Origin of the sequence: Pseudobacter ginsenosidimutans (assembly GCF_007970185.1) — a bacterium.
GTDB lineage: Bacteria > Bacteroidota > Bacteroidia > Chitinophagales > Chitinophagaceae > Pseudobacter > Pseudobacter ginsenosidimutans.
In genome coordinates this window covers 3,876,216-3,898,709 of the sequence record NZ_CP042431.1, presented here as the reverse complement: position 1 = coordinate 3,898,709, position 22,494 = coordinate 3,876,216, and the positions used below count along the sequence as shown (strand labels likewise).

The window sequence follows — 22,494 nt, the reverse complement described above, 5'->3', positions numbered from 1 at the left end:
CGTTCTTTGAATCATTTATCTAACTAAACCTGCCTGCTATATGAAAAATCTACTCATACTGCTCCTGTGCACCATTGCATGGAGCAGCAGCCATGCTCAATACATCCTTATCGATGATATGGAGGGCAATGGCCCGGGCTCCGGTAACTGGATCTACAATGCCGGCGCCAATGCCACTGGTTCCGTCATCTTCAATGCAGCCAATCCTGCACCATCTGGGGTGAACTCCAGTTCACATGTGGCAAAATTCACGAAAGACACCAGCTGCTCTCCCTATATGGCTGCCAGCTGCAGCCTGCCTGCACCGCTCGATCTTTCCGCCGGCGCCACTTTCCGGATGCGCGTATACAGCAATGTACGGGAAGAAGTGTTGTTCAAGCTGCAACCCGGCAGTGATTACACACAGGCCGTTTTCAAAACATACCGGATCCAAAATCTGAACCAATGGGAAGAAGTGGAGTTCACATTTACCGGCATCAATCATCGTACTGATCTCAACCGGATCACTATTCAGTTTATCGATGGGAAAAAAGCGAATGGCATTCTTTACTTCGATCATATCGAAGCGCCGAATCCCACCAGCATCCGGCTCACCAGCCAGCATATCCCCATGGGTAATGAGAACGGGACAAATATCGAAGTAAAAATCACAGGCGATAGATTCAAACCTGTGATCATCCCTTCCCACTGGCACACCTCCATATTACCGCCGGGTATAACGGTCAGCAATATCCTAAGACAGAACGACAGCACAGTGAACATCCTGCTCAGCGGCAACTCTTCCGCTAATTATTCCACTACAACGCTCCGCCTGACGGTTGACTCTGCTGCACTTCAAAACCCAAAAGCAGTTAGCTACACTGCAAAGGGGTCTGTGGTGTTTGATGGCAATCCCGAATGGACGATGATCTATAATGATGAGTTCGATTATGAAGGTCAGCCCAACCCCGCAAAATGGACAACCGATCCTCGTCCAAAAGGATGGATCAACAGTGAACAACAGGTGTATACCGATTCATCATATGATAATGCACGGGTCCGCAATGGCAGCCTGGTGATCACAGGAAAGAAGAATTATCCTACAGGCGATCCTGCTGCACCATATTCCTCCGCACGTGTGATCTCACTCGGAAAAATGGAATTCCTTTATGGCAAAGCTGAAATGCGCGCAAAACTACCCCGCGCAAGAGGCTCCTGGCCTGCATTCTGGCTGATGCCGACCACAAACGCTTATGGTAACTGGCCAAAAAGCGGCGAAATAGATATACTGGAACATGTAGGCAATAATTTCGGAAAGGCCATGTGCGCCGTTCACACGGAAAACAAGAACTGGACAAATGGAGGAAACCTCGGAGGCAACCAGATACTCCCCGACCTCGATACTGCCTATCATGTTTACGGAGTAGAATGGAGCCCTGACTCATTACGTTTCACACACGATGGCGTCGGCTTTTACACCTATGTAAATCCGCATACCGACTGGAAGGACTGGCCTTTTGACAAGCCATTCTATGTGATCCTGAATATCGCCATGGGTGGTGGAATGGGAGGAACGATCGTTGATGCAGACTGGCCCGACAGTATGCTGGTGGACTATGTGCGCATTTCCCAGAAAGGGCTCGGCACACCTTATCCCGATTCAATTTCCATTTCACCTGCAGACATTTCCGTGCTGCCGGGAAAAACACAAATATTCACAGCAAAAGTATTGGATCAGAACGGGCATGTGATGACCGGCATAACACCGTCCTGGAGCATTTCAGGAAATGGCAATACGATCGATGCATCAGGATTGGCCACCATCAATAGCTCCGGTGTGATCACGGCCATTGCCAATGTGGATACGTTCACCGTACAGGGCAGCACCAATATCAATGTGCGGCCTGTCAATTATAAGCCTGTACCTGCCCGGATAGAAGCGGAGAACTTCGACAATTCGAATGGCGGGCGTACCGAAACTACAGCAGATACCAGTGGAGTACTGAATATGAGTTATATCGGCAATGGCACCTGGTTTGAATACGATATCGATGTACCGGATAACGCGGCTTACCGTTTGCGCTTCAGGGTTGCCGTTAGTACAGCTTCCAAATTTTCCATTTATAACGACACTACCGCGCTGGGCTCTGTAACGCTTCCACCCAGCGGCGGATGGCAGCAATGGATGACGGTCACTTCAGCTCCGATCATATTGGGACCGGGCCCAAAAACCATCAGGATCCATTCACATTCGGCTGGCTGGAATTTCAACTGGCTGCAGGTGGTGCCAGCGGGTGATCATGCAGTAGCCGCAGTTGCCATTCAACCGGATAGCGCCCGGATATTTACCGGAGGCAATGTTCAGTTAACGGCCATCGGCTATGATGCAGATTCAAATTACATCATGCTTTCACCCGCTGCAACCTGGAGTACCAGTGGTGCAGGCGCACTGGTAACCAGCAATGGATTGTTCTCATCCGATTCAGCAGGCATATTTACGGTAAGCGCCAGTTCAGGTACATTGAGCGGCCTGGCCATTGTGAATGTATCAGGCACGCCGGTCCTGTCCCGGATCAGCATTGTGCCGGATACAATCATAGTCCCCCTGGGCGCGTCACAACAATTCACAGCAAAGGGATTTGATCAGTACAATACACAGGTGCCACTAACGGGCACCATCACCTGGACTTCCACCGGATCACAAAACAGTATTACCCAAACGGGATTGTTTACGGCAGGTAATATACCCGGCAGTTTTCTTGTTGGCGCCAGCTCAGGAGGAGTTACCGGCACACTTGACCTGGAACTCGGTTATACATGTACGGTAAATAACCTTTATGAAGCAGAATCGTCCTCGGCGCGCGCTCCCGGCCTCACACCGGTTGCTACGGACGACAGCAGCGGCAGCCAGCATTTCGATGGCGTTAGTTCCGGCAAATGGTTTGCTTATAACAACCTGAAAGTGCCTTCAGCAGGCAGATACAATATCCGCCTGCGCATTTCCACCACAGCTCCGGCCAGCATCAGGATCGGGCATGGCGCTTTTACTTTCCGTATCATCCAGGTGCCATCCACCGGGGGAAACTGGCAAACCATTTCAGACACTGTAACGCTTCCCGCTTTGTCGTACACAGGCATTCACGCAGCTTCAGGTTCTTTCCGGTTCAACTGGTTCACGATAGACAACTGTGCATCCGCCCCGCCTGCTGTGCGGCTTGAACTGTTGCCCGATACTGTGGCCATGCTGGTTGGAGAAGGTCGTCAGTTCACAGCAACGGGATACGATGCAAACGATCAACCCATTCAATTGCCCGGCATCAACTGGTCAGTTAACGGGAACGGCAATACGATAGATTCAACTGGCCTGCTTTCCGCCAATGCCCTGCCCGGCAACTACCAGGTGATTGCAGACTGGCAGGCATTCAGTGATACAGCATTAGTGCAACTTTCCTGTGCGTTCACCCAGCATCACGAAGCGGAGAGCTGCGCTTTCCGCCATTCAGGTCCATCGCTGGAAGCCTGTACAGATGCAGGTGGCGGAAAAAATTTCACAGGTCTTGTACCCGGGCATTGGTTCGCGTACAATACTTTGAATGTTCCGTCTGCCGGATTATATCGCATCAGTTTCCGCGTTTTGACAACAGCACCCGCCTCCTTCAAAATAGGGCATAGTACTTTTAATTTCGGTATCAAATCCATTCCTTCAACAAACGGCGCCTGGCAAACGATCACGGATACCATTACATTACCTGCACTGACTTACACAGGCATCCATGTGATATCGGGTAATCCCAAATTCAACTGGTTCCTGATCGATAACTGCACAAATTCCGGGATGCTGACTGTACAGCAAAACAGTACAAGGGAAATAAGCATCCGGGAAAACCGGCTGGCCGTTTCTCCCAATCCGGCCACAGGCAATATCATAATCAGTACAGGCAACACAGTGTACCGGGATATTAAAGTGTTCGACATGAGTGGGCGACTGGTAGCAACATGGCCGGTTGCGCCGGGCCAGCGAACGATTACAAAAGATATCAGTCATTTTGTTTCCGGCATTTATCTGTTATTATTCCAGGGGCCTTCCGGGCAGCAATCCCTGAGAGTGGTCCGGCAATAACAGATCAGGAATTGTTCATTCAGCGCAGCGCTTTCCACAGGCTGCGCTTTTTCATGCGCAATATGTTAATTTAGTAGCCATATTCATTACCCAAGCCCGGTGATTTGCTGATCTATGAGCCGTACTTTATTCATCTTCCTTTTATTGATTTTTCCTTTTTTTCAGGCGCATGCGCAAACATTACAACTATCGGATTACCTGAAGATCTGGTCCATCAATGATATTGGCCAAACAGAGAAAGCAGCCACACTCTTTGATGACCTCAGCCTTCATAAGGATTCCGCCAGGTATTTCAACCTGGTCCGGGAACTGGACAAGCAGATCAGTGTTGAACAATCGCCCCGGCTCTTCATCCGCCTGATCATGTACAAGGCGCTCTGGTCCATGGAAACACAGGCGGATCAAAAAGATGCCATCCGTCGCCATCATCAGCAAACACTGGAAGCCATCAGGCTGGCCTGGCCACTGAAGGATAAACAACTGAACGCCGAGCTCTATGCGCTTTTCGGAGAACTGAGCCTCCGCCTGCCAGACCTGGAACAATCACTGTTGTACAATCTCCGGTCTCTTGACATGCAGGAGCAGATCGGTCAGCAATATTTCCCGAAGATCTGCTGGACTTATTTCTCCGTTGCACGTTCACTTTATCTCACCCGTGATTATGCGCAATCCGTGAAGTATGGACTGAAATGCATTGACGCACTGAAAAAACTCCCTGAAGTGAGTCGGTATGATCGCATCTTCCTTGCCGATATCATCGGTTCGGCCTACAATAAAACAGGAAAAAAAGACAGCGCTGCCTGGTATTACCAGGAGATCAAGCGGCTGATCGCTGAACAGGATCCGGCACATCCGGAAACACTCCCCCGCTGGAACTCTCTCTGGATGGGACTTACAGACGGTTATCTCGGCAGGATCGAAACAGGGAAACAAAAATTTGCAACAGCCGCCCCCCTGCTGCAACATGCCGTGCAGGCCAGCCTTAACTATGGAGATACTGCCAATGCCGCCTGCTTTCTCAACGATCTTGCCGGTATCAGTTATCAGCAGAAAAACTTTCCCAATGCCCTCGCTCAATGGAGACAGGCTTTTAACTGGAGCACACGCACCCATGAAAAACAGGCAATCGCCGATGCAGCCCAGGGACTGAGCCAGCTGTTCCGCGACCTGCAACAACCAGATAGCTCTTATTATTATTTCGGCCAATTTCACCTGGTGAACGATAGCCTGGCGGCCCTCATCAACCGCAGCCAGCTCAATGCTGCCCGCGCCAAACTGGATTATGAACAACTCCAGGAATCACTGGAAAAGGCGGAATCTGACATGCAGTCTGAAAGAGGTATGAAGAAACTGCTGGTAGCCGCCATTGCTATGCTGGTGATCATCGCAGCCTTCAGCTGGTACCGGATCAGCACCTGGCATAAAAGAAGAGCAGCGTTACACCAGAAAAAGATCCGGCAGGTACAACAGAAAGAAGCCGAAGCCAGAACAAAACTGGAACAGTTCAAAAGCCGGATCAATGAAAAGAACGAAGAGATAGAAGCGCTGCAACATCAAATCTCCCAATCCGTACAAACCAACCCGGTGGAACTTTTTCCTTCAGTTCTACTGACAGAAGAGGACTGGGTCAATTTCAAGAACGACTTCATCAAAGCATATCCCGGTTTCTTCCCCGGCCTCCGCGAAACAGTCAAAGACCTGACGCCTGCGCAGGAAAGACTGGCCGCTCTCATCAAACTCAATTTCGATAATGCACAGGCCGCAGCCTGCCTGGGCATCAGCAAAGACAGTGTGAGCCGCGGAAAAAGAAGGCTCCGCCAAAGCATGAACCTCGCTACCGATATCAACCTGGAAGAATTCATCTCCTCCATTAAGTAACTAACAGTCAAGGGATTTATTATTTGTCCGGCTTTTGTCCGCCCCTCATCTTTCCTCTCAGTATTCCGCTCCTGTACTTTTGACCGAACAGGTTCCGGCCATCCGGAACACCATTGAATCCATTACCTGTTTGATCAAACTGACCCGTCATGAATAGAACACTACCCCTTCTCTTCTTTATTACATTCTTATTCTTTTCCATTTTTGCAGCAGCCCAGACCGTACCGGACGGCAACGGTATCGTATATGTGAAAAAAGGCAGTAACGGCAATGGCAGCAGCTGGGCCAATGCAAGAGGTGAACTGGCCGATGCACTGGTGGATGCCAAAACCAATACTGCCATCAGACAGATCTGGGTGGCATACGGTAATTACCTTCCCTTATACAGGGCTGATGATCTTGCCTTCGGCACTACCAATTCCCAGTACTACACTTTCATGGCTTTCCTGATGGTAAAAGATGTAAAACTCTACGGAGGTTTCCAGGGAACTGAAACCAGTATCGATCAACGGAATATTGCAGGTTACCCTACAACGCTGGATGGTAACCAGTACGACCCAACGAAACGATTCGACAACTGCATGCATGTGGTGGTATCTGTTGGTGACGTTGGTACGGCCGAATTAAATGGGTTCTATATTCAGGAAGGAAATGCACGTTCATCGCTCAGGCCAACCTATAATGGGTATACTACTGAAGGCACAACTGGTGGCGGCCTGTTCGTGTCCGAATCCTCTCCCAAAGTAGAGAACTGCGTGTTCCTGGGGAATACTGCCTACTTCGGTGGCGCAGTGTTTTTGAATAAATCCAATACTACCCTGGTCAATTGTGTCATGGCTGGAAATCAGGCTGACTATGGTGGAGGAATATACATAATCGATGAATACGCCGGCCAGGGACTGATCAACTGCACCATTGCCTGCAATGCCGGGCTCCAGAATACCGGTTATTTCTTTTATGGAAACACTTCCATCCCGATTCGCAACTCTATCATCTGGAACAACCTTGCTGATGATATTATTGTTCCCGGCAATGGCAGCAATATCAAAAACAGCCTGGTACAGGGTTCCGGACCTGATCCCGCAAATAACAATATCGGTGATACAGATCCGAAATTCGCTTCGTGGAGACCGCCGAATGAAGCGCCTTTCGTTGGTGGCGATTACAGACCCATAGTCAGTACCAGCCCTGTGATAGACAAAGGGGATAACAGCTACTACTCCGGCCTGAATGCCAATACCCGCGACGGACGTGGCCAGATGAGATTGTTTACCATCAACGGCAACGGCACCATCGATATTGGCGCTACTGAATATTATGGAGTTCCGGTACATCCAGATCCTAACGGTGTAGTATATGTTAAAAAAGGAGGTACAGGCAATGGCTCTTCCTGGGACAATGCACTGGACGAAGCAGCACATCCACTAGTAGCAGCTATTTTAACATGGACCATCAAAGAGATCTGGATCGCTAAAGGAACTTACTATCCCCTTTACCGGGATGGCAATCTCTCCACCTTACAACCGAAAGACAGGAACAATACTTTCTGGATCCGGAATAATATAAAAGTATATGGCGGCTTTGCCGGCAATGAACAGTCAATAACTGAACGAAGTTTCAAAACAAATGATAATGAAACCATCCTGAGCGGGGACTACAATAATGATGACGTAACCGTTTACCAGTCTCACATGCCCGTCATCAGCAATACGGGAGAAAATGTTCTCAATGTGGTAAAAATCCAATCAGGCACCATCAGTGCTGTTACCATCGATGGAGTTACTATTACCGGCGCAACTGAATCAGCTATCCAGGCTTCCAGTCTGAACAGCAATACCGGTTTGCAACTCAACAACCTTACTATCAGGAATAATAAAACCACTTCCAGCCCTGTATTGATTGTCCAGGGTAATATAATATTGAAGAATTCGAAGTTTCATCTCAACCATGCACTATCAAGAGGCGGAGGAATTTCATCCAGTTATGGTAAGCTGACCGTCCTCAACTGCGTATTCACCAACAATTTCAGCCAGGAGAAAGGCGCTGCCCTGCATCATTTTAACAACAATTGTAAGATCGTCAACTGCACGATGGTAAGTAATTTTACTTCGAATGCTGTCAGTAGCGCGATTTTTTCAGACAACTCCATCACCACCTCCTATCAACTGGACATTCAGAACAGCATGATCCTGTCTTCATTGCCACCAACAGGATCAAGCACTACCCTGATCAGGACCACTAACAACACTGTAGCCAATGAATCCATCCTTGAGTTTGTAAGCAATCCTACATTTCCCATTGGAGGGAACTGGCAGGAACAAAGTAATGATATGCTATTCGACAACATGGTCCCGCAACCCATTGGTGCTGCTTACAACACGGGGAACATGCAGGCATACCTGGATGCAGGTGGCAGTGCAGCAGACCTGGATATGGCAGGCAATCCCAGAATATATGGAGCAAGCATTGACATCGGCGCTTTTGAATTCAACAGGATGAATCAGACCATCACAGCTTCCGATCTCTCAAAAACCTATGGCGATGCGGCTTTCGAGCCTTCTTCCACTACTACTTCGGGTATGCCGCTGCAATTCATCTCTTCCAATTCCAGCGTAGCGGAAATTTTCCAGGACGCAGCAGATGGCAACAAAACGAAGATCAGGATCAATAAGGCAGGCAGCACCACCATCACTGTCAGCCAGGCAGGTGATATCAGTTATTACCCTGCCACAGACCAGACATTCGTACTCACCGTCAATCCCAAAACGCTTACCATTGAAGCCAGTCCCGCCCAGATCACGTACGGAGATGCAGAACCGGTATTGAACTACAGCTCAAATGGACTGATCGGCTCCGATGCCATTACAGGCGCATTATCAAGAATGGCTGGCAATAACGTTGGCGCCTACCCGATCCTTGCAGGATCGATCGATGCAGGCCCAGATTACCAGATCGATTTCATCACAGCGGATCTCACTATCGTTCCAAAAACACTTGCCATTACCGGTAACGCACAATCGAAAATATATGGCGAAGATGACCCTGCCCTGAATTACAGTTCAAACGGCCTTGTAGGGAATGATAATATTTCCGGTGCAGCGGATAGAACTGCCGGTGAGGATGTAGGCGTTTATACCATCAATCAGGGCTCACTGAGCGCCGGGAATAATTACACGATCAATTTCACACCAGCTTCATTGACCATTACTCCCAAAGACCTTTTCCTGGAAGCAGGCAATTATCAGCGACCTTACGGGGAAGCAAATCCGGCATTGACGATCCAATACAGTGGATTCATTGCCGGTGAAAGTCCTGCCGATATCATTCCACCAGCCATCGCCACTACTGCCCTGCCAGGCAGTTCACCGGGCGATTATCCCGTTACCCTCAGCGGCGGTTCCGCAACCAACTATGTATTGAAACCCAACAACGGAATGCTGACGGTAACGGGAGCGGTGGTAAACCTTCAACAAGAACCGCAGGATCTTGCCCTCTGTGCAGGAAACGCAGGATCCTTCTCGGTTACAGCAGACGCCCCTTCTCCACTGGTCAACCTGCAATACCAATGGGAAAAAAGCGAAAACGGCAATAACTGGCAAACGGTCAACGGAGCAATGAGCAGTACTTTATCTTCCGTGAACACAATCGGTTACTATCGGTGCAGAATAAGCGCACCAGGCACAACTGTAGTTTCCGATGCTGCCAGGTTCAGCATCAACACAGCAATCAAACCCACTATTCTGATCGATGATAAGATCTGTATCGATAATACATTGCTCAACCTCAACGCCACGCCTGCAGGTGGACAATTCTCCGGCCCCGGCATCAGCAACAATGTCTGGAACCTGGAAATACCTGCAACCGGAAAACAAACGGTCCATTACCAGTACACAGATAACAACGGCTGTATCGGAGCTACTTCAAAAGTAGTGACACTCGGTACCTGCGGTGATTTCAGCAGCATCATCAGCGTGAAAGCCTGGCCTAATCCAACACCAGGGCCACTAACATTGAAACTGCTGATCGGTATTGCAGATAACTGGTACATCAATGTGAGCAATCTGGAAGGGAAGTCATTACAGCAACAAAAATTCCAGTTCCGCAAAGGATGGAATAACGCGGAGTTGAATATCGCCCATCTGCCTTCAGGCACATACTTTATAACATTGGGCCGCGGCGGATTCTGGAAACACAGCGTGCAGGTGATCAAAAAATAATACTAAACCGGATCGGGTTTTTGTATATGCAGCCGCTCCTGATGTCGGGGAGCGGTTTTTTTTATGCCGGTATTTTTGTAAGATGGATCAAAGGCAGGAATCGCGCAGTATCTTCATGTAGGCCGCTCCTTTTTCGCGTGCGAAGCGCATATTGGCTTCGGGGATCCTTTCAGGTTCAGGATAACGTTCCAGTACTTTTTCAACACTGGCCTCTCGCAGGATATGTAACATCGGGTAGATGCTCCTGTTAGTAAAGTTGGCAGCATCATCAATCGGAGCACCGGCGAAAAAATAATCAGGATGAAAACTGGCGATCTGGTAAATGCCCTCATAACCATTCTTGCGAACCAGAGATTCCGCCTTCTCCACCAGTTGCAGGTATTCCCTGAAACTTTTGAAACCTTCTGAAAAAATGAGCAGGGTGGTCTCGATCTGTTCATCGGAATCCATCATTTTGCATTCTTCCAGCAAAGCTGTCAATGCATCTTTCTGCGTCAGGTCTGGTATTACGGAATAGCGGATGCTATCGCGTTTCACTTCCCTGGCGGCAAATGGACAAAAATTACATTTGATCACCACTTCCATGATCCATTTCCGGGTACGTTCAATAATTTCCGCATTGAGTTGTGCTGACGCATTCATGGCCGCAAAGCTACGTTGCCTGCGGCAAGGGCAAACATCGATCCCAATTAATTTTCGTAAATTACAAGTCCTCATCCTCAGTAATATCCTCTAAGAACAATCCTGCCCATTCCATTTTTCCTCTTTCCATTCTTAACCTTAAAACGCTCATTATGCCAAAATTCGTCATCGAACGGGAAATTCCCGGAGCAGGCCAGCTTTCGCAGGAGCAGTTGCAGGCCATTTCACAGCAATCATGTGCTGTATTGAACGAGCTCGGTCCTTCCATTCAATGGGTGCAGAGCTATGTAGGCGGAGATAAGATCTATTGCATTTACAATGCGCCCGATGAGGAAATGATCAGGCTGCATGCCTCCAAAGGCGGTTTCCCCGCCAATGTGATCAACAGGATCTACCGGGTGATCGATCCTACTACGGCAGAACCGGTATGATCCCTACTTCCGCAAAGCGGCGGAGAGCCGGATTCCCGCTTTCCGCTGCTTTCTGAATTTCCCAATTTTCCGCCCCTTTTCCCTGATTTCCACCCCATTCCCGCCTAACCAGGCGATAACAAAAAATAAAATTGCTATTCAAAAAGCCATATTACCTTTGCGCCGCCGATGATACAATATTTCAAAAATATCAATCACCAGACGGTAGCGATAGACAGGGCCGAAAACGGTGCATGGGTCAATATTCTGCCGCCACTGAAACAGGAGGAATTCTCCGATCTGGCCGAAGGACTTGATATTCCACTCGACTTCCTGACGGACTCCCTTGATATCGATGAAAGAACGCGTTTCGAAGAAGCCGACAATGTGAAGCTGATCGTGATCAAAACGCCCACGGAGAACAACTCTTTCAACGAAAGTGATGCGTTCTATATCACCATCCCTATCAGTATCATCCTTACGCACAACCAGATCGTGACCGTTAACTCATTCGAGAACGGCGCTATCAAAAAATTCCTGCACACTTTCCAGAACCGTCATCCGGATAACCGGAAGATGATGGTGCTGAAGATCTTCGAAAAGATCATCCAGACTTATATGGAGCATCTGAAAGAGATCAACCAGCGCAGGAATCTCCTGGAACAAAAACTCTACGCCGCCAACAGGAACGAAGAGCTCCTGCAATTGATGCGAATCCAGAAAAGCATGGTGTATTTCGTTACAGCCCTCCGCTCCAATGAAATGCTGCTGATGAAACTGGAACGGACCAATTTCCTCGGACTGAACGAAACCGAGAAAGAATTCATGGCGGACCTGATAGTAGATAATTCACAGGCCCTTGAAATGGCGAATATCTACACCAATATCCTCAGCTCCACGCTCGATGCTTTCGCCAGCATCATTGCCAATAATCAGAACCAGGTATTGAAAAGACTGGCTGTGATCACCATCGTACTTACTGTTCCGGTACTTGTAGCCAGTATCTATGGTATGAACGTACCGATCCCATATGCCAATTCACCATTTGCCTTTTACATTCCTGTAGGGCTTTCGTTAATGATCTCCCTGGTGATCGGCTACTTCTTCCTGAAGAAAAAACTATTCTAGCGTATGGCACAATTCAATGTAAGAGTCTACGGTATCCTGCTGACACCGGAACGCGATATATTGGTAGCCGATGAACTGATCCGCGGTAAGTTCTATACAAAATTCCCGGGAGGCGGACTGGAATTCGGAGAAGGAACACGCGATTGTCTCAAACGCGAATTCAAAGAGGAAATGGATCTTGAAGTGCGGGTAACCGATCATCTTTATACTACCGACTTTTTCCAGATGAGCGCCTTCAAGCCAGAGGATCAGATCATTTCCATCTATTATTTCGTGGAAGCGCTGGAGCCTATCAAAGTCCCTATCCGCAGTACAGAATTTGAATTCGATGATGCGCAGATGGCCATTTACAAAGAGCGTGGCGAAACGGAAACATTCCGCTATATCAGTCTTGACAAATTCTCCGCAGACAGTGTTACGCTGCCCATCGATAAAGTGGTGGCGAATATGCTGAAACAACAACTTTCCCAATAAGATCCGGAGCGCTCGCCGGAGGCGGGTAAATAACCGGCACTCATAGGTGCGCGAGCAACTGCTCACCGATAACGCAAAAGGGCCGACAAATTTTGTCAGCCCCCCTGATATTAATTACATTATTCTATTTAGGATCGAGCATTTTTCCAAGTCTCTCCGCCATATCTTCCAGGTGATAACGGGTAAGCCTATCCGTAATGGCGGGCAATGCGGCTTTGATCTCTGCACGCAAAGCTCTCATACTCGCCCTGTAGATGGAATATGCATCGCCGGTTTCATTGATGGGCGCCGGCAATCCGAATGCAGAAGCCAGGGCGCTCACCGCGCTGGAACCCGAGCGGGTTTGAACGGGATTGAAGATGCGCTCTACACGAATGATATAATCCTTTTGCAAATTGCGGCGATATACATCGATGGGCTTGCGCGTTGACACTTCAGCCCAAACAATATTCTTCAGATCATTGATGAATTCCGTGGCAGTGTAAGCAGTGCCACCTTCAGCTTCAGCCGTGATCAGTTTGTCGATCAGACGGCCATCGAACAATTTGTTCATTGCCTGGTCCTGCAGTCTTCCCACCAGCTTAACGCCATCGATCCCGGCCTTGCCTGTGATCTCTTTATTGAGCAGCCAGTTTGGTGTGGTGAACAATTGTTTCTTCAACCATTCCATGGCGGCCTGCTGGCGCTCTTTGGGCACACGCTCATATACAGGCCCGGCCTGTTCTACCATTTTAGGCGTTTCCATTATTCCACCTACATTCTTCACCACATGACCAATATAACGTCCGAACTGACCTGCTACCTGGTTGTACATAGCAGAAAGGTTCGCATATCCTTCATTGGGAGTGGTAGTCCATTTGGGCAGTTCGGGCAGGATGCGTTGCAGGTTTTTGATGCCGTAGTTACCGGCGATCATGGCATTATCTCCCAGGTCTTCATTCTGTGATCTGGGATCATCCCTGTTGGTTTCGGTTCCGAACCAGAGTCGTTTGTTGCTTTGCTTCTCTGTTGTAAGCTTACTCAGCATGGCTGTTTCTTCTTCCAGTTTTCCATTTGTCCATTTGTAGCCCCACTCGATAGCCCATTTATCGTAATCACCGATGCGGGGGAAGATCCCTTTTTCGGAAATATTATCTTCCGGCTGCGCTACATAATTGAAACGGGCATAGTCCATGATACTGGGTGTATGTCCGTTCTCTTCCACCCATTTTTTATTACGGAGGTTTTCAACGGGCACAGTGGAACTGGATCCGAAATTATGACGGAGCCCAAGCGTATGTCCTACCTCGTGAGAAGAAACGAAGCGGATCAGCTGTCCCATCAGTTCATCATCGAACTTTACTTTCCTGGCGCGGGGGTCAACGGCTGCGGCCTGCACCATGTACCAGTTACGGAGCAGCTCCATTACGTTATGATACCAGTTGATATGCGTTTCCAGGATCTCACCTGACCGGGGATCGGCAGTGCTGGGGCCGCTGGCATTGGCCACAGAGCTGGGTTTGTATACGATCACTGAATTGCGGGCATCGTCCATACTCCAGCTGGGGTCTTCTTCCGGCGTGGGTGCAGCTTTCGCAACGATCGCATTTTTAAAACCGGCTTTTTCGAAGGCTGCCTGCCAGTCGTTCACACCCTGGATCAAATAAGGGACCCATTTCTTTGGTGTGGCCGGATCGATAAAGATGGTAATAGGTTTTTGAGGCTCTACCAGTTCGCCTTTTTTGTAGCGCTCTACATCTTCAGGTTTCGGTTCCAGTCTCCAGCGTTTGGCCAGCACCAGTTGTTTGATGCCTTGCGGGTTATGATCGAAATCAGTATAGCCTACTGCGAAATAACCTACACGCGGATCGAAATACCGGGGCTGCATCGGCACTTCGGGAAGCACTACGATACTGGTTGTGAGCTCCAGCGTAGCTGTACCCGATGCACTTTCACCGGCACGCGTATAAGTTTTTACTGTCCTGATATTTGTATTGAGCGGGAATGAGCTGACGCCTGCGATATAAGATTTGTCTGCCTGCAGGCCGCCGAGTTTCCAGGCTTTTTTCTGGTCGCCATCGAAATGCAGTACATCATTATCGCCTGCGATATAATCTGTAAAATCGATCACGATGCCATTGGACTCTGAACCATCCGCTTTGATATCGAAGCTGGCCGCAATGGGCTGTACATTGGAACGGGTAACAGCTATATACATATCGCGCGTGGAATCGGCAGAGAACTCGGAGAAACTTTTCTTCAGCAGGAAGAGTTTATTATTTGGCCCTTTTTGAAAGCTGATCACATTGAAATTAACGGCATCACCGGCATAGCCCGACATGGAGTTGGAGCTGCGCAGATCGGCGCCCGCTTTTGCAATGCGGGTGGTGAAGAGATAATCCCTGTTGAGCATGGATCCCGGGATCTCCAGGAGATACTTGTCGTCTATCTTATGCACCAGGAACAGCCCTTTTTCAGTTTGGGCTTTTGCTGTAACAACTTCACTATAAGGTTTCGGTCCGGATTTTGCCATCGCCGGCATGGCTGGGGGTTTGCCTGTGGTATCTGCGTTTGCGCCATTCTTTCCGGGTCTTTGCGCCATCACCATTATTCCGGTGGAAAGCAGCAAAGCCGTGCAGAGCCAGGGTTTCAGGCTTGGAGAGCTAATCATCCTGAAGAACTGTTTGTTTAGTAATCAATAGGGATTTCCTCGGAGTGTGCCCTGTCGCCCGCCTCCCGGCGAGTGACTTATATTGCGTCGCCTCCGGCGACGGGCCTCCTGTTGCCCCGGCAAGTTAGCAGTTTTTTAATTGATGCGACTTTCAACTCCCCGAACAACTATAGTGTTGGCAATTATTCTATATAAACGGTAATAGAGAAAAACGTTCGCCGGAGGCGAACTAAAAAGGTCACTCGCCGGGAGGCGAGCGACTGGCGGCACACTAACGAAGTATTAATGGTTGAAGATTCTTCTGCTCCACTGGTAAGGTGATGGTGAATACGGAGCCTACATTTGGTTGACTTTCGGCGCTGATGAATCCATGGTGTTTTTCCACTATTTTCTTGCAGAGCGCCAGGCCGATGCCGGTGCCTTCATAATCTTTGTTCACATGCAGACGCCTGAACATATCGAATACCTGCTCGGCATATGATTGATCAAAACCAATGCCATTGTCTTCTACAGAGATCCGGCAATACTCCGGTCTGGGTACATCCGCCAGCTGCCTGATATTTCGTATAGTGATCACCGGTAGCACATCTTTTTTGCAATACTTGAGGGCATTGCCGATCAGATTGAAGAATAATGGGCGGATAAGTCCGGGATTCACATCGATGACGGGTAATGGCTCGATGGTGATGGTGGCCTGCTTTTCCTGCACAGTTCCATCGAGGTCAGTAAGCACTTCCTGCAGGATCTGGTTGAGATCGCTGCGAACAAAATTATCTTTTTCATCACTCACGCGGGAGAAGGCGAGGATATCTTTTATCAGTGTTTGCATGCGCTCGGCTGCATTCTGGATGCGGCCGATATAGCCCTTCGCTTCATTGTCGAGCGCATCTTTATATTTCATGGTCAGCAGATCGCCGAAGGTCCGGATCTTGCGCAGGGGTTCCTGCAGATCATGAGAGGCCATGAACGCGAATCGATCCAGTTCGCGATTGGCCGTTTCCAGCAGGTGTATATTCTGCATCAGTTGCTGGTTGAGCTGCTTCACCATTTCTTCCGAAGCACGTCTTTCATTGATCTCTATCTCCAGGCTCCTGTTGATGGCTTTCAGTTTCTGTTCCTGCGCCAGCAGCTGGTAGTTCTTCCGGTAGAGGTCAACAAACACTGCCACCTTAGCGCGCAGCAGCGCAGGGTTCACGGGCTTGTAGATATAATCCACGGCGCCGGTCCGATAACCTTTGAACACATTCTCCTCTCCATAGTTGTTGGCTGTGATGAAGATGATGGGAATATGGCGCAGTTTATCGCGTTCGTAGATCAGTGCGGCTGTTTCAAAGCCGTTCAGGTTGGGCATCTTCACATCCATCAGGATGAGCGCGAAATCATGCTCGTTCAGCAGGATCTTCAGCGCCTGCCTTCCGGAGCCTGCCTTCACAAACTGGTAACCATCAGGTTCGAGAATGGTTTCCATTGAAAAAAGTGAGTCCTCCCTATCGTCTACTAATAATATTTTCGATTGCATGTAGCTTCTTTGGTAAGTCTGAATTATTTATAAAACCACACACGCATCAGGCTCAGCAGCTGGTCCATTTTCAGTGGCTTGGTGATATAGTCGGAAGCGCCTGCTTCGATACATTTCTGCCGGTCGCCCTTCATGGCTTTCGCCGTAACAGCGATGATGGGAAGCGTGTTGTTCTTGTGCTCCCTCCTGATCTTCTGCATGGTTTCATAACCATCCATTTCCGGCATCATGATATCCATCAATACCATATCTATTTTCGGTTGTTCATTCCTGATTGCCTGGATCGCATCTTTTCCACTCTCTGCTGTGATCACGTTGATATTGTACCGTTCAAACACAGTAGTGAGGGCAAAAAGGTTCCGCACATCATCGTCCACTACCAGGATATGCTTGCCCGTTAGAATGTCTTCTTTGAGGCGAACATGTTCGATCACCCTTCGTTTTTCAGGGAGCAGGTCTTTATGATTGATGTGCAGGTGCGATACGGTTTCTTCCAGCAGGTGTTCCAGCGAATCCACTCCTTTCGTCAACACGGCGCTGGTGGCGGTGTTCAGCTGGTTCATTTCCTTGTTGCTGAAATCCTTTGCCGAGTAGATGATCATCGGAGTGTTGCGGTGCTTGATCTCCTGCACTTTGTTCACCAGGTCCATTCCCGCCATATCGGGCAGCGAATAATCGAGGATGATGCAATCATATACCTGTTGCCTGATCTGACCGATAGCATCATTGGCCGTAGCAGCGATCCTCACCTGCAGGTTATCGCTTTCCAGCATCTTCACGATCTGTGAAGAATCGAGTTCATTGTCTTCCACCACCAGGATACTGCGCATGCTCTTGTTGTGATAATGGATGATATCGTTGAAGAGATCATTCAGCACATCATTGTCGAGTGGCTTCAGCAGGAAGCTGCGTGCGCCGCGCTTCAGGGCGAGTTGTTTGTTCTCTTCCCCCGATACGAGATGGATGGGGATATGACGATAGTTGAGATCATTGCGTAACAGGTCCAGCACTTTCCAGCCGCTGGTATCGGGCAGTTTCACATCGAGGGTGATGGCGATGGGCAGGAAGCGGTTCAGGAATTCGAACACTTCCAGGTAGTTGGTAGCCACAATGGCTTTGAGGCCGAACTCATGCGCCTTTTCGATGATGATCTTTCCAAAACGGAGATCATCTTCCACTACCAGCACCACTTTATCGCTGGGCTGGATATGGTTCCTGTCGTCTCCCGCATCATTGATCATTTCATTGATGATGGCGAGATTGTTATTGTCTGTAGTATCGGGAATGGCGCTGATAGTATTGAACAAGGCGTCGATCCTGCTTTTTTCAGGCACTAACTGTAACGGATATTCGGTGGAGAAGTCAGGGGTTTCTTTCACAACTATTCCTTCCACATTATGTACCGGCAGAAAAAGTGTAAAAGTGGAACCTCGGCTCACTTCGCTTTCCAGTTCGATGGTGCCTCCGAGCAATTCGGCCAGACCTCGACTGATACTCAATCCCAACCCGGTGCCTCCATACTTCCGGCTGGTAGAGCCTTCGGCCTGCTGGAAGGCTTCGAAGATGATATTCTGTTTCTCCGGTGGAATTCCGATACCGGTATCGCTGATGGCGAAGGCCACTACCCTGCCTGCATTGTCAAGCCGGAAATTATTACCTGTCTTCCAGTTTCGTTTGGCTTCATAGATCCTCAATTTCACTTCACCCTTCTCCGTAAACTTGAAGGAATTGGAGAGCAGGTTCTTTAGGATCTGGTTGAGGCGCTGCAGATCGGTTTCCATGAATTCCGGCAGCTGCGTATCTGTTTCGATGAGGAAGCGCAGATGCCTGGCTTCCGAAATAGGTTTGAAAGTGGTTTCCACAAATGCCGCGATCTCTGCAAAACGGACAGGAGAAATATTGGCAGTGATAAAACCGGATTCGATCTTGGACAGATCGAGGATATCATTGATGAGCTGGATCAGGTCATCACCACAGGAGTGAATGGTTTTGGCGTAGCGGATCTGTTTCTCGCTCAGGTTGCCTTCCACGTTCTCATACAATTGCTGTGCAAGGATGAGCAGAGAGTTCAGCGGCGTGCGGAGCTCATGGCTCATATTGGCAAGGAACTCGGATTTGTATTTAGAAGTGAGCGCCAGCTGTTCCGCTTTCTCTTCGAGCGACAATCTCGCTTCTTCCACTTCCCTGTTCTTTGCTTCCACTTCATTCTTCTGTTTTACCAGCAACAGGGCTTTATCCTGGAGCTCATCATTCGTTCTTCTCAACTCTTCCTGCTGGATCTTCAGCTCGCCTGCCAGTGATTGCGATTGCATCAGCAGTTCCTCCGTTCTGGAGTTGGCTTCAATGGTGTTCAATACGATACCAATACTTTCTGTAAGCTGACTTAAGAAGTCCAGGTGCGTTGAGCTGAAAGTTTCCAATGAAGCCAGTTCTATCACGGCCTTCACGTTGTTCTCGAACAATGCAGGAAGGATGATCAGGTTTGCCGGTCTTGTTTTACCGAGTGCGGAGCTGATCTTGATATAATTGGCAGGTACATTGCTGAGGATGATCCTTTCTTTTTCGAAAGCCACCTGCCCCACCAGTCCTTCGCCGATACCAAATTCTGTAGGGATATTCTTATCGGATTTATAACCGTATGCTGCAAAAAGATGCAGGCGAAACTCATCGGTCTCTTCATCCTGTTTGAGAATATAGAAAGCTCCGTAATGCGCCTGCACTACCTGCGCCAGTTCGGAGAGGATACGTTGCGCCACTGTTTTCAGATCGCGTTGTCCCTGCAGCATTTGACCGAACTGTGCGAGGTTGGATTTGAGCCAGTCCTGGTCCTGGTTACGTTGCGTGGTTTCACGGAGATTGCTGATCATCTGGTTGATGGTATCTTTCAGAGATTCCACTTCACCTTTCGCTTCCACACGGATGGTCCTTGTAAGGTCACCTTTGGTTACGGCCGATGCCACTTCCGAGATGGAACGTACCTGTGTGGTGAGGTTCTGCGCCAACTGGTTCACGTTCTCAGTGAGGTTTTTCCAGATACCGGATGCACCGGGCACAGAGGCCTGGCCGCCAAGTCTTCCTTCCACACCAACTTCCTTCGCCACGTTGGTAACCTGGTCTGCGAAGGTGGCGAGCGTATCGATCATTTCATTGATTGTATCTATAAGCTGCGCCACTTCACCGCGTGAAACGATGGCGAGTTTTTGTTTGAGGTTACCATTGGCAACTGAGGTCACCACTTTGGCGATGCCCCGCACCTGGTTGGTAAGGTTGCTCGCCATCATGTTCACAGAGTCTGTAAGATCTTTCCAGGTTCCGCCAACACCACGTACTTCGGCCTGTCCACCAAGTTTACCTTCCGTTCCCACTTCGCGGGCCACACGGGTAACCTCAAACGCAAATGAGTTGAGCTGTTCCACCATGGTGTTGATGGTATTTTTCAGATCGAGGATCTCACCTTTCACATCGATGGCAACGGTCTTAGACAAGTCGCCGGAAGCCACCGCCTTGGTCACTTCTGCGATATTCCGCACCTGTGCGGTGAGGTTACCTGTCATGGAGTTCACGGAGTCCGTAAGATCTTTCCAGGTACCAGCCACACCCGGCACGAATGCCTGTCCACCAAGTTTTCCATCGGTACCTACTTCGCGCGCCACGCGTGTTACTTCGGAAGCGAAGGCGCGGAGCTGGTCCACCATAGTATTGAGTGTTTCTTTCAATTGCAGGATCTCTCCGCGAACGTCCACCGTGATCTTCTTGCTCATATCACCATTCGCCACGGCGATGGCCACTTCAGCGATATTACGCACCTGGGCTGTGAGATTGCCGGCCATCTGGTTCACGGAATCGGTAAGATCCTTCCAGGTACCGGCAACGCCTGGCACATTCGCCTGGCCCCCAAGCTTTCCTTCCGTTCCTACCTCACGCGCCACACGCGTAACTTCTGATGCGAAGCCGCGGAGCTGGTCCACCATAGTATTGATCGTATTCTTGAGCTCCAGGATCTCGCCTTTTACATCCACGCCAATTTTCCGGCTAAGGTCACCGTTAGCCACAGCCGTAGTTACTTCGGCAATGTTCCGCACCTGCGAAGTGAGGTTGCTTGCCATCTTGTTCACGTTATCGGTGAGATCTTTCCAGGTACCGGCCACTCCCGGTACATCGGCCTGTCCGCCGAGCTTTCCTTCCGAGCCCACTTCACGCGCCACGCGCGTTACTTCTGAGCCGAAGGCATTGAGCTGGTCCACCATCGTGTTGATGGTATTCTTCAGTTCAAGGATCTCACCACGCACATCAACGGTGATCTTACGGCTAAGGTCACCCTTCGCTACAGCCGTGGTCACTTCCGCGATGTTCCGCACCTGCGAGGTAAGATTACTCGCCATTTTATTTACTGAGTTGGTCAGGTCTTTCCAGGTGCCGGCCACTCCTTTCACCTGCGCCTGTCCGCCAAGTTTTCCTTCTGTTCCCACTTCCAGGGCCACGCGGGTCACTTCCATGGAGAAGAGGTTGAGCTGGTCCACCATATCGTTCACTTCATTGGCGATGCGGGCGAACTCTCCCTTCAATGCATAACCGCCGATCTCCAGTGGCATGCGTTGCATGAGATCGCCTTTGGCCACGGAGCTGATCACATGCGCGATCTCGATGGTGGGCGTTACCAGGTCGGAGATGAGAAGATTCAGGCTTTCCATGCCGGCACGCCAGCTGCCTTTTGCGTTGGGTAATTCGATGCGCTGCGTGAGCTTTCCCTGCTTACCGATTGTACTGCCGGCGCGGGTGAACTCGAACATCATCTTTTCATTGAGGGATATGATCTCATTGAGGGTATTACAGATCTTTTTATCGAGGCCGGAAACGCCATTGCTCATGCGCATGGTGAAATCTCCGTTGCGCACTGCCGTTAGTACTTTCAGTAATGCGGCATGGTCGAGACTTTCATTCGCCAGTTTTGTTCCGTTGGAGGAACTGATCTTTTTACCGGAAGGTTTTTTCGGGGAACGCAGGACAGGTTTTTCAATTACAGCCGCTTTGCGGACTGCAGCTTTTTTCGGCCGGGCCATAGCTTTAGGTTTGTTAGCAATCAATTTTCGATTATGTAATGGCGGTGAAAACCATGCCAGAATCACGTTTCAGCTGAAGTGCCGGCCTATGGCTCATGGGCCGGAAAAGAACTTGAATTTATTTATTGACGCTGCGAAGCATATTCCACTATTTGGGAATTAAATTCTACAAAAGCTGAACCCTGGCACCAGGTTTTATGATAAATACTTAAACATAAAAGCTATGAAAACGAATACAACAAAGCAACAGCCACAACCGAAACAGGCCAATCCATCTGTGCAAAGGCCCGAGAATAAAGACAATCTCGACAGCCGCAAAAATGAGGAGCAGGACTTCAAGGGTGACGACATTACCCATAACCAGAAACCTCACAGTAACAAACAGCCGCATAAAAGGAAATAATAACATTGAATGCG

The 22,494-nt window shown here is 49.2% G+C and carries 11 protein-coding genes; 7 read left to right on the top strand and 4 right to left on the bottom strand.

The annotated features are described in order from the left end of the window. Window positions 1-40: 40 nt before the first annotated feature. The 3 genes from FSB84_RS15690 (at window position 41) to FSB84_RS15680 (ending at window position 10,194) form a co-directional block, all read left to right on the top strand. Window positions 41-4,099, top strand: a complete 4,059-nt coding sequence (locus FSB84_RS15690) for a carbohydrate-binding protein (RefSeq protein WP_130538883.1) — start codon at window positions 41-43, stop codon at window positions 4,097-4,099. 114 nt (window positions 4,100-4,213) lie between these two features. After that, complete coding sequence (locus FSB84_RS15685) at window positions 4,214-5,977, top strand: helix-turn-helix transcriptional regulator (protein ID WP_130538882.1); 1,764 nt, start codon at window positions 4,214-4,216, stop codon at window positions 5,975-5,977. A gap of 149 nt (window positions 5,978-6,126) precedes the next feature. Beyond that, entirely contained in the window at window positions 6,127-10,194 is a 4,068-nt protein-coding gene (locus FSB84_RS15680) for an MBG domain-containing protein (protein ID WP_130538881.1), read from the top strand. An 87-nt stretch (window positions 10,195-10,281) separates the two neighbouring features. On the opposite strand, the gene FSB84_RS15675 is transcribed toward FSB84_RS15680, so the two are convergent. Next, window positions 10,282-10,836, bottom strand: a complete 555-nt coding sequence (locus FSB84_RS15675; protein WP_130538880.1) for a DUF1415 domain-containing protein — start codon at window positions 10,834-10,836, stop codon at window positions 10,282-10,284. Window positions 10,837-10,988: 152 nt separating this feature from the next. Here FSB84_RS15675 and FSB84_RS15670 point away from each other — a divergent pair, with 152 nt between their 5' ends. The 3 genes from FSB84_RS15670 (at window position 10,989) to FSB84_RS15660 (ending at window position 12,848) form a co-directional block, all read left to right on the top strand. Continuing rightward, window positions 10,989-11,267: a DUF4242 domain-containing protein gene (locus FSB84_RS15670; RefSeq protein WP_130538879.1), complete on the top strand. Its 279-nt coding sequence runs from the start codon at window positions 10,989-10,991 to the stop codon at window positions 11,265-11,267. Between the two features lie 168 nt (window positions 11,268-11,435). Beyond that, window positions 11,436-12,374, top strand: a complete 939-nt coding sequence (locus FSB84_RS15665) for a magnesium transporter CorA family protein (RefSeq protein WP_127127307.1) — start codon at window positions 11,436-11,438, stop codon at window positions 12,372-12,374. A gap of 3 nt (window positions 12,375-12,377) precedes the next feature. Continuing rightward, window positions 12,378-12,848, top strand: coding sequence for an NUDIX domain-containing protein (locus FSB84_RS15660; protein WP_130538878.1), 471 nt, complete (start codon window positions 12,378-12,380; stop codon window positions 12,846-12,848). Window positions 12,849-12,972: 124 nt separating this feature from the next. Here FSB84_RS15660 and FSB84_RS15655 read toward each other — a convergent pair whose 3' ends face one another. The 3 genes from FSB84_RS15655 to FSB84_RS15645 all read right to left on the bottom strand — a co-directional run bounded on the left by FSB84_RS15655 (window position 12,973) and on the right by FSB84_RS15645 (window position 22,077). After that, the gene (locus FSB84_RS15655; protein ID WP_130538877.1) at window positions 12,973-15,498 is read right to left on the bottom strand and encodes a zinc-dependent metalloprotease; all 2,526 of its coding nucleotides are present in this window, start codon (window positions 15,496-15,498) and stop codon (window positions 12,973-12,975) included. 271 nt (window positions 15,499-15,769) lie between these two features. Next, the gene (locus FSB84_RS15650) at window positions 15,770-17,017 is read right to left on the bottom strand and encodes a response regulator (RefSeq protein ID WP_130538876.1); all 1,248 of its coding nucleotides are present in this window, start codon (window positions 17,015-17,017) and stop codon (window positions 15,770-15,772) included. A 23-nt stretch (window positions 17,018-17,040) separates the two neighbouring features. Beyond that, window positions 17,041-22,077: a HAMP domain-containing protein gene (locus FSB84_RS15645; RefSeq protein ID WP_130538875.1), complete on the bottom strand. Its 5,037-nt coding sequence runs from the start codon at window positions 22,075-22,077 to the stop codon at window positions 17,041-17,043. Between the two features lie 223 nt (window positions 22,078-22,300). Between FSB84_RS15645 and FSB84_RS15640 the strand changes: the two genes are divergently transcribed. Continuing rightward, window positions 22,301-22,480, top strand: coding sequence for a hypothetical protein (locus tag FSB84_RS15640; RefSeq protein ID WP_130538874.1), 180 nt, complete (start codon window positions 22,301-22,303; stop codon window positions 22,478-22,480). Window positions 22,481-22,494 lie beyond the last annotated feature (14 nt).